11 protein-coding genes and 1 tRNA gene are annotated in these 13077 nt (G+C 68.3%); 9 read left to right on the plus strand and 3 right to left on the minus strand.

Annotation, left to right across the window (positions count from 1 at the left end):
• Positions 1-91: 91 nt before the first annotated feature.
• Positions 92-892 (minus strand): hypothetical protein, encoded by an 801-nt coding sequence (locus tag V1351_RS01815; protein ID WP_338750165.1) that lies wholly within the window; start codon positions 890-892, stop codon positions 92-94.
• Entirely contained in the window at positions 889-1713 is an 825-nt protein-coding gene (locus V1351_RS01820) for a hypothetical protein (RefSeq protein ID WP_338750166.1), read from the minus strand. The genes V1351_RS01815 and V1351_RS01820 overlap by 4 nt, the downstream gene beginning before the upstream one ends.
• Before the next feature lie 145 nt (positions 1714-1858).
• Between V1351_RS01820 and V1351_RS01825 the strand changes: the two genes are divergently transcribed.
• The 7 genes from V1351_RS01825 to V1351_RS01855 all read left to right on the plus strand — a co-directional run bounded on the left by V1351_RS01825 (position 1859) and on the right by V1351_RS01855 (position 8915).
• Complete coding sequence (locus V1351_RS01825) at positions 1859-2269, plus strand: plasmid replication, integration and excision activator (RefSeq protein ID WP_422388996.1); 411 nt, start codon at positions 1859-1861, stop codon at positions 2267-2269.
• A gap of 587 nt (positions 2270-2856) precedes the next feature.
• Complete coding sequence (locus V1351_RS01830) at positions 2857-3720, plus strand: FtsK/SpoIIIE domain-containing protein (protein ID WP_338750170.1); 864 nt, start codon at positions 2857-2859, stop codon at positions 3718-3720.
• Between the two features lie 136 nt (positions 3721-3856).
• Positions 3857-4171 (plus strand): WhiB family transcriptional regulator, encoded by a 315-nt coding sequence (locus V1351_RS01835; protein ID WP_338750172.1) that lies wholly within the window; start codon positions 3857-3859, stop codon positions 4169-4171.
• A gap of 477 nt (positions 4172-4648) precedes the next feature.
• A complete protein-coding gene (locus V1351_RS01840) occupies positions 4649-6169 on the plus strand; it encodes a replication initiator (RefSeq protein WP_338750174.1) in 1521 nt (506 codons plus the stop codon).
• Positions 6170-6214: 45 nt separating this feature from the next.
• Positions 6215-6421 carry a helix-turn-helix domain-containing protein gene (locus V1351_RS01845; protein WP_338750176.1) on the plus strand — a complete coding sequence of 69 codons (207 nt, stop codon included), beginning with the start codon at positions 6215-6217 and terminating at the stop codon, positions 6419-6421.
• Positions 6418-7500, plus strand: coding sequence for a tyrosine-type recombinase/integrase (locus tag V1351_RS01850; protein ID WP_338750178.1), 1083 nt, complete (start codon positions 6418-6420; stop codon positions 7498-7500). Before V1351_RS01845 ends, V1351_RS01850 begins: the two co-directional genes overlap by 4 nt.
• A 239-nt stretch (positions 7501-7739) precedes the next feature.
• Positions 7740-8915: an IS481 family transposase gene (locus V1351_RS01855; RefSeq protein ID WP_338750181.1), complete on the plus strand. Its 1176-nt coding sequence runs from the start codon at positions 7740-7742 to the stop codon at positions 8913-8915.
• Between the two features lie 104 nt (positions 8916-9019).
• Here the strand turns inward: V1351_RS01855 and V1351_RS01860 are convergent.
• A tRNA-Arg gene (locus V1351_RS01860) sits at positions 9020-9091 on the minus strand.
• A gap of 172 nt (positions 9092-9263) precedes the next feature.
• Between V1351_RS01860 and V1351_RS01865 the strand changes: the two genes are divergently transcribed.
• Both V1351_RS01865 and V1351_RS01870 read left to right on the plus strand, forming a co-directional pair.
• The gene (locus V1351_RS01865) at positions 9264-12905 is read left to right on the plus strand and encodes a hypothetical protein (protein ID WP_338750183.1); all 3642 of its coding nucleotides are present in this window, start codon (positions 9264-9266) and stop codon (positions 12903-12905) included.
• Positions 12898-13077 carry a hypothetical protein gene (locus V1351_RS01870; RefSeq protein ID WP_338750185.1) on the plus strand — a complete coding sequence of 60 codons (180 nt, stop codon included), beginning with the start codon at positions 12898-12900 and terminating at the stop codon, positions 13075-13077. The genes V1351_RS01865 and V1351_RS01870 overlap by 8 nt, the downstream gene beginning before the upstream one ends.

Genomic DNA, 13077 nt, shown 5'->3' on the forward strand with positions numbered 1-13077 from the left:
GACCTTGATGGCCACCTGCACCTAACGGGTTGATGCCTCGGAGGGGCGTCGCGCATGGCGCTACCCTCCGAGGAATGCTGCATGGATCAATTTAATCGCCTGAGAGATCAATCACGATTGCCGTCTTGTCGTCATGTGGCTTGCTGCGTGGCCATTGAGATGCGTTTGAGTCCGCTGCTTCGATCGCATGCGTCGCATGAACGGCGTTATGTGGGCCAATTGCTGCGAAACGGCCCCATGTAGGGACGGTCTTGTAGGTGACGCAGGACGCCGCTCCGTCGCTGGCTAACACAATGGCAGTGAGCGTATCTCGCTGGACGGCGATCAGATCCGCCTTGTTGGCGGCCTTTGGTTCGGCGCCAGCGATCCAGTAGCCCCCGGGCCTGTTCCGCGCCATGGCTTGATGCTCTTGAAGATCCTGCAGGAGAGCTCGGTGTTCTTCATCGAAGCCGTGTCCCTGGCGGAGCCGCGATCGGTACTCCTTCCGCAGCGACGGGGCGACATCCGCTACCCGTGTGTTGGTGAGGACGGTCTCGTCTCCCTCGCCGATGAGAGCGACGGTGCTGTCGCCGAGGACGTACGCCTCGACTGTCTCGCTTGACCACCGGGCCAAGGCGATCGTGCTCGTAGGGCAGGTCTCGGGATCGTCGTGCGCAGATGCCGCAACGTCGATCGCCCTGGCCACGATGTCGGTCGTCGCATCGTCTGGGTTGGACGTGAGCTCCTCAACGAGCGCGTTCTTGAGCCGCTCTGCGTACCAGCCGCCGTCATGCTCGGGCTGGTCTGTCGCAAACGAGGAAGCCCCATCGAGGACAAACGCCCAATCGTCGCCGTACGCGTATCGGTCTTGGTTCTTCTCCCCGCCGGCCAGTGTTGCCGCCGAGATTGTCACCTGTGGACTGTCGGTCCCCACACGGCCTCCTTGCTGGTCGGCGTCAGCTCCTCGAACTGTGCACGCACGACCATCGAGAAGTCCTTGGTTCCTACTGCATCGTGAAGGCTGCGCAGGTTCTCCGCAACGTACGAGACGGCCCCTATGGAGCCGAGAGCGTGGATGCCGGCAATGACGAGAACAGTCTTGCTGCCTCGGGTGACTCTGCCGACGTAGGCAACGTCTTCCCCCTTCGTCCCATCGTCGAGCGGTGACTCGAATCGCTGGCCGGTGGCGCGCTCCTCGATGACCCAGCGCCCCCCCTCGTCCTCGTAAAAGGAGAGGACTGGGTCGTGGCTGAGGATCTCCGCTGAGACGTGCGAGGACTTCGGGCCGCAGATCACGACTGCCTCATGGGCCGGGTTCCAGGTCCCATCGATGGGGATCGCGACCGGGCGAACCTCGAAGGCCAGGTCGCGCAGGACGTCCGTGATGATGCGTGCGGACTCCGCATCTTCCCGAGCCACGAGGCCCTCTGCGCGGTCCGCGCTGTGACGCGTTGGGGTGGCGACGTCGATCGGACCGACACCGAAGAATGCCCGCTCTGTGGCCGGTGCGTCCTTACGGATCTGGGAGATTCGTCCCCGCGTGAGCCCAAGCTCTGCCCCGACCGCACTGAAGTTCACACCGCGCTGCTCGACCACCCTGTTGATGGCGTCACGGCGGATGCGCGCGAGCTCGTAGCCACGTTGGCGGTACAGCGCCATGAGGTCGCCAGCCATACGTGCTTGCTCAAGAGGGTCTGACTCGCGTCTGACTGCCTCGAAGGGGTCGCTTTCCACAGACACAGTTTAGAAGGTCTTGACGAGCTGGCCAGCATGACTCTACCTTGAACTCAGGCCCTTTGTTTAGGGCCTCTAAGCGCACCTAGTGCTTAGGCCTACTACACAGGAGGTTGTCATGGCTGTTAGCCGTCGCATGGAGGTTGTGTTCGGATCGGTGTTCCCCGCTGGGGCATACCTCGTCGGTGACGTCGAGCCGGTGCAGGACTACAAGCAGGAGAAGCGCCCCGACGGATCGCGTCCACAGCAGGTGGACCCCGACACAGGTGAGCTCATCTGGACCGTCCCGGTCCTCGACGCCGACCCGGAGGCCCGCAAGAACGAGAAGACGATCAACGTCAAGATCTCCGCCCGCCAGCAGCCCGTACCCCCGGCTAACCCGGATGGACTGCCCTTCATCCCGGTTGAGTTCGAGGGGCTGACACTCACGCCGTGGGTCGACGACAACGGGCAGTTTCCGCGGTTGGCGTGGTCGTATCGGGCCAAGGGCATGACGGCTCCTGGCAAGTCGTCCAAGGGCTCTGCCGCTGGCCGGTCGGAGTCGGCGGCTGCGTGATGACCGTTCTAGGTGCTTGGGGAGGCCGCCTGATCCGTGGGCTGATGCTTACGGGTCGGGCGGCTACCCCTGCGGTCTGGCGTCTCCTCGTCCTGTGGCTGGCCCTGTGTGTCCTTGCTCGCGTGGTGGAGTTGCTGCCGGCAGAAGTGCACTTCGAGGTCTTGCCGCTGGGCGGGTGGGATACGACTGTGCTCGCGCCATGGGCAGAGCTGTTCGACACCAGTGCCACGTTCCTGCTCTGGTCCGTCGTGGCTCTGGTTGGGGTCGTGTTGGTCCTCTCGGTCTGGCTACCCGATTCGGTCTCGGCATGGATCGGTCGACGGTATGTGCGTCGGTCCTTCATTGACGTCGCTCGTTCCTCGGGTCTGTCCGAGCGCGTGGATGAAGGGGGTGAGACTACGTGGCTTGATCCTCGCCTCCTGCGGGTGACCTCGCAGGGTGGGGTGGTCGTGGCTCGCGTCCGGGCTCGCCGCGGTCAGTCCTCGGCAGATCTCCTCGCCGGGGCGGAGAGGTTGGCGGCCGGCGTGGACGCTGTGGCCTTTCGGTCATCGGTCGTTTCACCATCGGTGGTTGAGGTCCGGCTGACGATGCTGGACGCCCTGGCCGCTCCGACGATGGCCGCCTTGCCAGCTGGTCGACCGACGGGGACGAAACTCGAGGAAGTCGACGTCGGGCGCGACGAGTCGGGGATGCCCTGGCGACTGTCGCTCGTCGGGAAGCACACCCTCGTCGCGGGGCGCTCGGGTGCCGGGAAGGGGTCGATCCTCTGGGGTTCTGTCGCCTCCCTCGCCCCGTGGATCGCCCAGGACACGGTCCGAGTGCATGGGGTGGACCTCAAGCGCGGCGTCGAGATCGCCATGGGTGACGGTCTGATGTACCGCACCGCCTACCGCCCCGAGCAGGCCTTGGTCGTCCTTCGCGACCTGCTGACGATTATCGACGAGCGGGCCGCACGGATGGTGGGCCAGTCACGACTTCACGAGGCGAAGCCCGGTGATCCGCTCCACCTCCTCGTCATCGATGAGCTCGCCGCCCTGACCGCCTACGCGGACGCCGAGGTCAAGAAGGAGGGAAACCGCCTTCTCGCCGAGATCTTGACGCAGGGACGCGCGATGGGTGTCGTCGTGGTGGCCTGTGTGCAGGACCCCAAGAAGGAGACCGTTCCCGCACGCGGCCTGTTCACACAGACGATCGCGCTTCGCCTCGCATCGGCCGATGAGGTCCGGATGGTCCTTGGGCAGGGAATGAGCGAGGAAGCACCGGCCCACCGCATCCCGACCGACATGCCCGGCACGGGCTATCTCGTCACCGAGGAGGGTTCGGCAGCTCGGGTCCGGGCGCACTTCTGGTCGGACGAGCTGATCAGGGCCACGGCTGCCCACTTCCCGACGGTTGAGCGGTGGGTGCCTCCGCTGGAGGAGTCGGCGGCGGCCGGCGTGCACTTCGGCTAGGGCACTCGAGATCAAGACGTGGCCAGAAACGACGGGGGCGAAGCTCCGCGACCTCGTGAACGGCGGCCGCGGTCGCCTCGCAAGAAGACCACGAGCAACGAGACAACGAACGTCATTGCACTGGGAGGAGTTCGTGATGGTGCCGAATGAGAGGACACGCGCCGCGACTCGCACGCTGGCGACGCTCAACACCCACGGGGCATGTGTGGGTCACCCGCACCCCGACTGGTGGTTTCCCGAGCGCGGCAAGGACGACACGCACAAGGCGATGCAGGTGTGCGCCTCATGTCCCGTCCGGAAGATGTGCCGGGAGTACGCGAAGACGTGGCACGACGTGGGCGTGTGGGGTGGGAGCACCGCCGATGAGCGGGAAGAGCTGCACCTGGTCGCCCTTCCCAAGGGGTGGGCCGGCATGACGCTGCCCGGTCTCGAGCTGGGTGAGACCGCATGAGTTGGATGCTGGCCCTCGCGCCCTCCCAGGTCCTCCCTCTTCGCTCGGCCGTGGGTCGAGGTGCTGCGGTTGCCTGCGACGAGTGCGGCACAGTCTTCGTCCGCCGCATTGACGCTCGCGTGATCTTCCCGACGACCTCGGACGCCATCGCAGCGGCCACAACCTTCTGTGAGGGCTGGTCATACGTCATCGGGGATGGCCGAGATCACCTCGTGTGTGTTGATTGCGTGACCACGCGCTCGACTGTGGGGGAGTTCTGATGGGACGGAGTGCGCCGATCTCCGGCATTGACGCCGAAGCGCGTCGTCTCATCCGTGGCTACGGCCTCACGGTGCGTCAGTACGTGCAGCACTTCCGTGGAGACCTGACGAGGTGGCCGGGTGATTCGTGCGGGTGTCCCGACGACCGGTGCCGTGGCTACCACCACGCGGAGGATGACCCTTGCGGCTGCTTGCCGGCCCTGCTCGAGGACCTGACGTGAGCCGCCCGCGAGGACACAGCCACCCGGCACTGAAGCGCCAAGAGGGGCTGAGCAATCTGACCGATCGGTCGGTGGAAGCGGTCCGGCAGCTGCTCGCCCGCGGCGATCTGGACAAGTTCACTCATGCTGCTAGCCGGGTCGGATTCTGCCAGCGTCCAATTCGTCTCCATGGCCAGTCGGCCACCATCGATGCCAGGACGGGCGAAGTCTCGTCGACGTTCTCCTCTGACGAAGCCCCTCTCGGCGTGCTGCTCACTAGGTGCGGGAATCGCCGGGAATCGGTGTGCACATCGTGCTCACGGGTTTATGCCCGCGACACCTTCGAGATGATCCGGTGCGGGTTGGAGGGCGGGAAGGGAGTCCCCGAGCGGGTCGCAGAGAACCCTCTTGCCTTTGTGACGGTGACCGCCCCGTCATTCGGTCCGGTGCACTCCACTCGCGGAGGCCGGCTCTGTCATCCCCGAGGGCAGGAGACCTGCAGGCACGGCCGATCGATGTCGTGCACTACGCGGCACGAGAAGGACGACGCCGTGGTCGGGTCACCGATCTGCTCCGAGTGCTACGACTACCGCGGGCACGTCGTCTGGCAGTACCACGCCCCCGAACTATGGCGGCGGGCGATTCAGGACGTCAGCCGCCAGCTCGCTGCCTTGCTCGGTGTCCCGTCCTCGAGAGTGTCGAAGATCGTCTCCCGGCAGTACGGGCGAACCGCTGAGATGCAGGCCCGGGGTGCGGTCCACTTTCACGCGTTGTTCCGGCTGGACGGCCCGTCGTCGGAGGGCCTTGGTGCCGCGTGCGGTGTCGGGGTCGACGTGATGGTCGAGGCCATCGAGGCGGCCTTCGCCAGAGCCCAGGTCGTCGCACCCCCGACCTTCGACGGTGACCGCTCACGGGTCCTGCGATGCGGTGAACAGATCGACATTCGCGTGGTGCGAGAGGGGACACGTACCGACGACCCGGACGCCCCAATTACTGGGGAGCAGGTCGCGGCCTATTTGGCCAAGTACTCCACCAAGGACACATCATTGGCTGTTCCCGACGGTGCGCACGTACACCGGATCAAAGAGACGTGTGCCCAGGTCCACGAAGAGGCGATGCTGCGGGCCGAGCAACGTCGAGCCGGCGAAGACCCCGCGGTTCCGCTGGACGCCGAAGGCCGGGACCACTACGCGCTGATCGGCAAGTGGACGAAGGAGCTCGGCTATCGCGGTCACTACTCGTCGAAGTCGCGGTGCTACAGCGTGACCTACCGGAGTCTGCGCCGCCGCCGGGCGCGATTCCAGAGAGTCATGCAAGACGAGACAGAACGGGCGAAGAGGGCCGGGAAGCCGGTCGACCTCGAGGCGGTCGAGAAGACATTGCGGGTAGAGGCCGAGGACTCCGAGACGACGCTCGTCGTTGGCATGTGGGAGTTCGTCGGCGCCGGATGGTCGAACGAAGGCGAGGTCGAGATCGCAACGGCCGCTGCAGCTCGGGCACGCGAGTACGCGCAATTGAAGGCTTCAGGGCTCCAGTGACAGGAATGAGCGTGACAACTGCAACTCAAGGGATGAGTGAGGACCATGGATGAGACAACCACCGTGACGTTTCCGCAGTTCATGACGGTGCAGGAGGTGGCGAAGCTGCTGCAGGTTCCGGTGTCGACGGTGTACCACTGGGCCGCGTACGGCGAGGGCCCGCCGTCCTTCAAGGTGGGAAAGCACCGCCGGTTCAAGGCGTCTGCGGTCGCTGAGTGGATAGAAACCGCAGAGGCTCGGGGTGTCGCGTGATCGAGCGTCGTGAGCGGAAGGACGGCGCGGTCACGTATCGCGTCCGGTATCGCACGCCGGATGGACGTTTTCGATCACGTTCCTTTAGGCGCAGGGGCGATGCCGTCGTGTACGAGCGCGAGATGGAAGCGCAGAAGCGACGCGGGGACTGGGTGGACCCACAGCGAGGCCGGATCACGCTGGCCATGGTGTGGGAGGAGTATGAGCGGTCGGGGATGACCCATCTACGAGTAACCACCCAGAACGGGTACCGGTACGCGTGGAAGCACATCGAGCCGACGTTCGGACGGTGGCCGGTCGCGAAGATCGAGCACGCGGACGTGGCCGAATGGGTGTCGGAGCTCTCACGGTCCGTGGGTACCGACACTGTGCGCCGGGCCCATGGCGTCCTGTGCCGGGTCCTCGATCACGCGTGCCGGACTCGCCGTGTTCCGGTCAATGTCGCGCGGGGAGTGCGTCTGCCGAAGCGGGCTCCGGCTCGTGAGCGGATCCTGACCGTGGCGCAGGTGCACGCCCTGGCTGACGGAATGCCCTCGGGCGGGGACGTGGTCCTGGCTCTGGCATACCTCGGTCTTCGCTGGTCGGAGCTGGCCGCGCTGCGGTGTGAGGACGTGAACCTCGATCGTCGTCGGATCCACGTGGTCCAAAGGGCTACGGAAGTCGACGGCCGAATCGACGTCGATCAGCCAAAGAGCCGCGCGGGCCATAGGTACGTACCAATCCCCGGTCGAATCGTTCCCCTGCTCGAGGCCCGAATGGCCGCTAAAGCCTCAGATGCGCTGGTCTTCGCCTCGCCCGAAGGTGACTTTCTCCGGTCACGGAACTGGCGGCGGCGTTCCGGCTTCGACACCACGGCGAAGACTCTCGGCATCGTCGTCACACCTCATGACCTTCGGCGGACCTTCGGCAGCCTCGCGAGGATGGCTGGGGCAGACCTGCGCTTCATCCAGAAAGCGATGGGCCACGAGTCGATCACTACGACGGCGCGGATCTATGCGCACCTCTATGACGACGAGCTGGACACGGTGGCTGCTGCCCTTGACGGGCTGCACCCGGTGGACACGCCTCGGGAGCAGTGACATGTGCCCATTCCGTGCCCATTTGACGCTGCTCCTGGCCCTGCGAATCGCAAGAACCCTGATTTCTAGCGGCGCCCCCGGCAGTGTTTAGGTTCACGACATCGTTGACAGGTTAGGTCGTGGCGGGTGTCGATGACCGGTGATGGGTGAGTCGGGTCATCGTTGACAGATTCAGGTCGGTGATCGTTGACCGGTGAGTCGGGTCATCGTTGACGCTCGCGCGGCGCGGACGATTGGTGATGAACTCTCGTGAGAAGAATCAGGTGATCGTGCGGTCGGTGCTGGATCAGGGGTTGACGGTCGCGCAGGCCGCGGCGCGGTTCGGGGTCACGCGTCAGTGGGTGCACACGCTGGTGACTCGGTACCGGGCCGATGGCCCGCAAGGACTGGCACCGCGCAGCAAGGCACCGAAGTCACGACCGGGGACCACGAGTCAGGCGGTGCACGGGCGGATTGTCCAGTTGCGTCGTCAGCTCCACGCCGACGGCGCGGACGCCGGCCCGGAAACCATTGCTTGGCACCTGCGCGATGAGGGGTTGATGGCGCCGTCGACCTCCACGATCCGGCGGATCCTGCACGCTGAGGGGTTGGTGGTCCCGGAGCCGAAGAAGCGCCCGAAGTCCTCCTACATCCGCTTCGAGGCAGACCTGCCCAACGGGTGCTGGCAGGCCGACATCACCTACTGCTTCCTCGCTGATGGCACCCGCGTGGACGTCTTGGACTTCCTGGACGACCACTCCCGCTACCTGCTGTTCCTGCGTGCCGCATCTGCCTACAGCGGGCCCATGGTCGTGGCCGCACTGCAAGAACTGATCGACACCCACGGCGTACCGGCCTCGACCCTGACCGACAACGGGCTGGTCTTCACCGCTCGCCTGGCCGGCCGCACGGGTGGCCGCAATGGCTTCGAGAAGCTCCTGCAAGCCCACCACATCGAGCAGAAGAACGGGCACCCCGGCCACCCGCAGACCCAGGGCAAGATCGAACGCTTCCACCAGACCCTCAAGAAGTGGCTACGCCCCCGACCGGCACCGTCCACCACCACCGAATTGCAAGCCCTCCTGGACGAGTTCGCCCACTGGTACAACCACCAACGCCCGCACCGCTCCATCGGCCGACGCACCCCCGCGACCGCCTACACCGCACAGACCAAAGCCACTCCCGCCACCCCAGCGCATGACCCCGAATGGCGCACCCGCACGGACAAAATCGCCGCCGCCGGGACCGTGTCCCTGCGCTACGCCGGAAAGATGCGTCACCTGGGCCTCGGACGCGCCCTGGCAGGCCAACCCGTGCTCCTACTCATCCACGATGACCACGTGATCACCAGCCACGCAGAAACCGCAGAAATCCTGGCCGAACACCACATCGACCCCACCCGCGACTACCAACCAGCCACCCGACCACCCACCTGATCGTTGACACCGATGAGTCGCGACATCGACGACAAGCCCCGCGAACCTACAAAAAAGTCCTGAGTCGCGACACCGTGTAAACGATGTCGCGACTCAGGACACGGCGCCCCCGGCAGGATTCGAACCTGCGACACCTTCTTTAGGAGAGAAGTGCTCTTCCCCTGAGCTACGAGGGCATGACGCCGAGGCGCCTCGGACAGGGTAACTGCCGCGCGTGGGTGCGTGGGCATCGCCGAGGACCGCGCCCGGTGACCCGGCCGTCGTCGAGGCGGTTGCGCTGCGGCGCAGGCGTGTCCCACCGGTCTCGTCCTCCCGATGAATCGGCCCGCTCTTGTTAGCGTTGCCCCCGTGACCCAGCAGCCGACGACCCCCGCCCCGGTCCCGGCCGCCCTGACCGCGTTGCGCCGGGAACTCTCGGAGCTCGGCGGGCCCAACACCCTGATCTGGCCGGCCCGCGACCCGCACGTGGTGGACCTGAGCGCGGCCCACCCCGGCGGCGTCGCCATGCTGCTCTCCGGGCGCGACGCCCGCCTGTCCGACCTCGTGCGCGAACCGGGTGCCCTGCTGCGCGCCCAGCGCCACGCGGCGCAGCTCAGCGAGCACGTCGACGCGATCGAGGAGGAGCACGGGGTACGCACCTGCTTCCTCGCGATGGGCTCGGCCTCGTGGGCCGTCCCCGGGCAGGACGATCGACCGTTCGCGCCGATCCTGCTGCGCCGGGCGGTGCTGCGTCGCCTGCGGCCGGGGCCGGACTTCGCCCTCGACCTCGTCGACCGCGTCGAGCTCAACCCTGCCCTGCTGACCTACCTGCGCGGCGCGCTGCGCCTCCACCTCGAGGGCGACCAGCTCGTCGCCCTCGGCCGCGGTGACGGATCGGGCTTCAACCCCACCCCCGTCTACGACGCCCTGCGGGAGCGCTGCGCCGACCTGCCGGGGCTGCGGATCACCCCGCGTCTCGTCATCGGCTCCTTCCCGTACGGCAAGGCCGAGGCGCTCGCCGACATCACCGCGCTCTCCGACCCGGACCGACTGACCGAGACCGCCCCCCTTCGCGCGCTGCTGACCGGACAACCGATCACGGCACAGCGCGAACCCCGCAGCACCGCCGACACCGCCATCAGCGACGTGACCGCCGACCAGCAGGCCGTCCTCGACCGGGTCGCGGCGGGGGAGAGTCTCTTCGTCGACGCACCTCCCGGCACCGGGGCCGCCTGCCTGGTGGCCGCGACGATCGCCGCGGCCACGGCCCGCGGTCGCGGTGTGCTGCTCCTGAGTGAGAAGACCGCGCCCATCGGCGGCGTCCACGCCGAGCTGGAGCGTGCCGGCCTGTCCGACCTGCTGCTGAGGGTGAGTGACCCGGCCGCCGAGGTCGACCCGACGGTGGTCACCACCCGGTGGCAGGCCCGCCCGCCGGAGGGCGAGGGCCACCTGGCGGCGCCCGGCCGTCGTGCCGTGGAGGCCGCCCGGCTGCTCGAGGGCCACACCGAGGCGACCCACACCAAGCGCGAGCCGTGGGGCGTGTCCATCGCCGACGCCCACGACGCGATGGTCACGCTGGGCACCCGCCGCCCGGCGCCGCGCTCACGCGTCCGCCTCACCGGAGCGACCCTCGAGGTCATCGGGCCCGCCGACCGCGACGCCCTCGTCGCCCAGCTCACCGGCGTCGCGAAGCGCCGGGCCTGGCGCCCCGGTCGACAGGAGCAGCCGTGGGCCGGCGCTCGCATGCACACCCAGCACGACGTCGACGACGTCCTCGCCGCACTCGAGCGGCTCCGTGGGGACGAAGGGAGCCTCGCCCGCCTGCGCAGCACCGTCCGCGAGGTGTTCGCGGACATCGCCGAGCCCCGCGCGTCCTGCCCGGCCGACCACGGCCGCTTCCTCTCCGGTATCGAGGAGATCAGCGACACCCTCGAGGTCTTCCGCGCGGAGGTCTTCGACACCCCGTTGGACGACCTGCTCACGGCGACCGCGCCCGTCGGATCGGCCAGCGGCGGTGAGTCGCTCGGCGTCTTCGAGCGGCGACGCCTGCGCCGCCAGGCGAGCAAGCTCCTGCGCCCGGGGCGACCGCCCTCGGACGTGCACGCGGCCCTCGCCCTGGCGGCCACGCAGCGGCGCAACTGGTCCCGCCTGACCGGGGGCGGCGGCCGCCCGCGGATCCCGGCCGACATCGCTCGGGCGCACAGGGCCTACGAGCGCGTGTACGCGGACCTGACCCACCTGGGCGCCGTCCTCGCCGACACCCCGGCCGGTGGCCGGCTGCTCGACACCCCGTGGGACGAGCTGGAGCGGCGCCTCGACGACCTCGCCAAGGACACCGCCGGTGCGCGCGCCATCCCCGAGGTCATCGACGACCTCGACGACCTGCGCGCCCGCGGTCTGGGCGAGCTCGTCGACGACCTCGCCGCCCGCCGCGTCGAGCCCGCCGCCGTCGGCGATGAGGTGCGATTCGTCTGGTGGGGCTCCGTGCTCGCCGAGGCCAGCCGCGACGAGCGGTACGACCAGGTCTCCGGGGATCGCCTCGACGCCGCCCTGCGGACCTTCGTCGAGGCCGACCGGGCGAGCCTGGGCGCCAACGCTGCCCGCATCGCCACCCGTCAGCGAGAGCACTTCCACCGGGTCGGCCGCGGGATGCGTTCCGTGGCCCGGGAGGTGGCCGCGGTCGAGGCGGGCACGCTTCCTGCCCCGCCGTGGAACGCCGTCGTCGAGCGCTGGGGCGGTCTGCTCCGGGCCGTGGCACCCGCGTGGGCCATGTCCCCCTTCGTCGTCGGCCAGGTGCTGCCGCTGCGCGAGCGATTCGATCTCGTCATCGTCGACGACGCCTCCCGGACCACGCTGGCCCGGGCCTTCTCCGGCATCGCCCGCGGCAGTCAGCTGCTCGTGATCGGTGATCGCGGCCAGCTGCCCCCGCGGGTGTGGAGCGCCGACGGCGCAGTCGCCGCGCCCGCCGCACCGAAGCAGTCCCTCGCCGACCTCGCCGCGCAGGTCCTGCCGACGCAGCCCCTGCGCGACAGCGCCTACCCGCGTCCGCGGGTCACCCCTCGTCTGGGCGACTCCGCCGCCGCAGAGGTCGTGCACCCGCCCACACCGCGCGAACGGGAGGACGTGCGGCTCGTCCACGTCGACGGCACGGGCCCGGTCGACGAGCGAACCGGACTCGTCGAGACCACCATCTCGGAGGTCGAGGCGGTGCTGGGGCTGGTGCGCGCCCACCTGCACGAGCACCCGCGCCACTCTCTCGGGATCGTCACCTTCTCACGACGCCACGCGGACGAGGTCACCCACGCGATCGCCGAGCTCCTCGCCTCGGACCGGGCGCTGGCCGCGGCGGCCGCTGCCCTCCCGGAGCCGCTCATCGTCAAGCCCGCCGATCGGTGGCAGCGGGAGCAGCGTGACCGGGTCATCGTGTCCGTCGGCTTCGGCCGCAGCGCGCAGGGCGCGATCGTCGATCGTCTCGGGGCCCTCAGCGGACCGTTCGGGGAGCAGCTCGTCCTGCTCGCCGCGACCCGTGCGCGGCGCACCGCGACCTGGGTGACGACGTTCTCCCGGAGTGACGTCAAGGACGACCCCGACCGGGCCGGCCACCGCGCTCTGCGCACCCTGCTGATGAGCATCGAGGAGGAGGGGCCCGGGTCCGAGGCCAGTGCCGACGAGCTCAGCCCGCTGCTTGCCGGCTTCGTCGAGCGACTGCGCGCCAGCGGGCTGGTCGTCCACACCAGTCTCGGCGAGGGTGAGTACCGGATCGACATCGCCGTCGCGGACCCCCGGGACACGTCACGGTTGCTCGTCGCCGTCGACGTGGACGGGCCGGGCTACGCGGGGCTGGCATCAACCCGGCAGCGCGACCGGATCCTCGTCGAGCGGCTCCTCGACCTGGGCTGGCACCACCTGCGGCTGTGGGCGGTCGACATCTTCGCCGACCCCGCCCGTCAGGAGGCGCAGGTGCAGCGCGCGGTGCGACAGGCGATCGAGGATGATGAGCAGCATGGGTGACGAGGAGACGACCCCCGAGCAGGAGCCGACCGATCGGGCCCGGCCTCGGGTGCGGCGCCGACGGCCCGATCAGACGAGCGACGACACCGACCGGGGTTGGGGCGAGGTCCCGGGAGACGACGACGCGCACGACCGCTGGCTGCAGGAGCAGCGGCCGCCGCACTGGGAGTAG

Origin of the sequence: Janibacter sp. A1S7 (assembly GCF_037198315.1) — a bacterium.
GTDB lineage: Bacteria > Actinomycetota > Actinomycetes > Actinomycetales > Dermatophilaceae > Janibacter > Janibacter alittae.

Bases quoted from the DNA above. Each gene is read 5' to 3' on its own strand.
- V1351_RS01835 (WP_338750172.1), top strand. From the start codon at position 3,857: ATGGTGCCGAATGAGAGGACACGCGCCGCGACTCGCACGCTGGCGACG.
- V1351_RS01870 (WP_338750185.1), top strand. From the start codon at position 12,898: ATGGGTGACGAGGAGACGACCCCCGAGCAGGAGCCGACCGATCGGGCC.
- V1351_RS01830 (WP_338750170.1), top strand. From the start codon at position 2,857: ATGCTGGACGCCCTGGCCGCTCCGACGATGGCCGCCTTGCCAGCTGGT.
- V1351_RS01855 (WP_338750181.1), top strand. From the start codon at position 7,740: ATGAACTCTCGTGAGAAGAATCAGGTGATCGTGCGGTCGGTGCTGGAT.
- V1351_RS01845 (WP_338750176.1), top strand. From the start codon at position 6,215: ATGGATGAGACAACCACCGTGACGTTTCCGCAGTTCATGACGGTGCAG.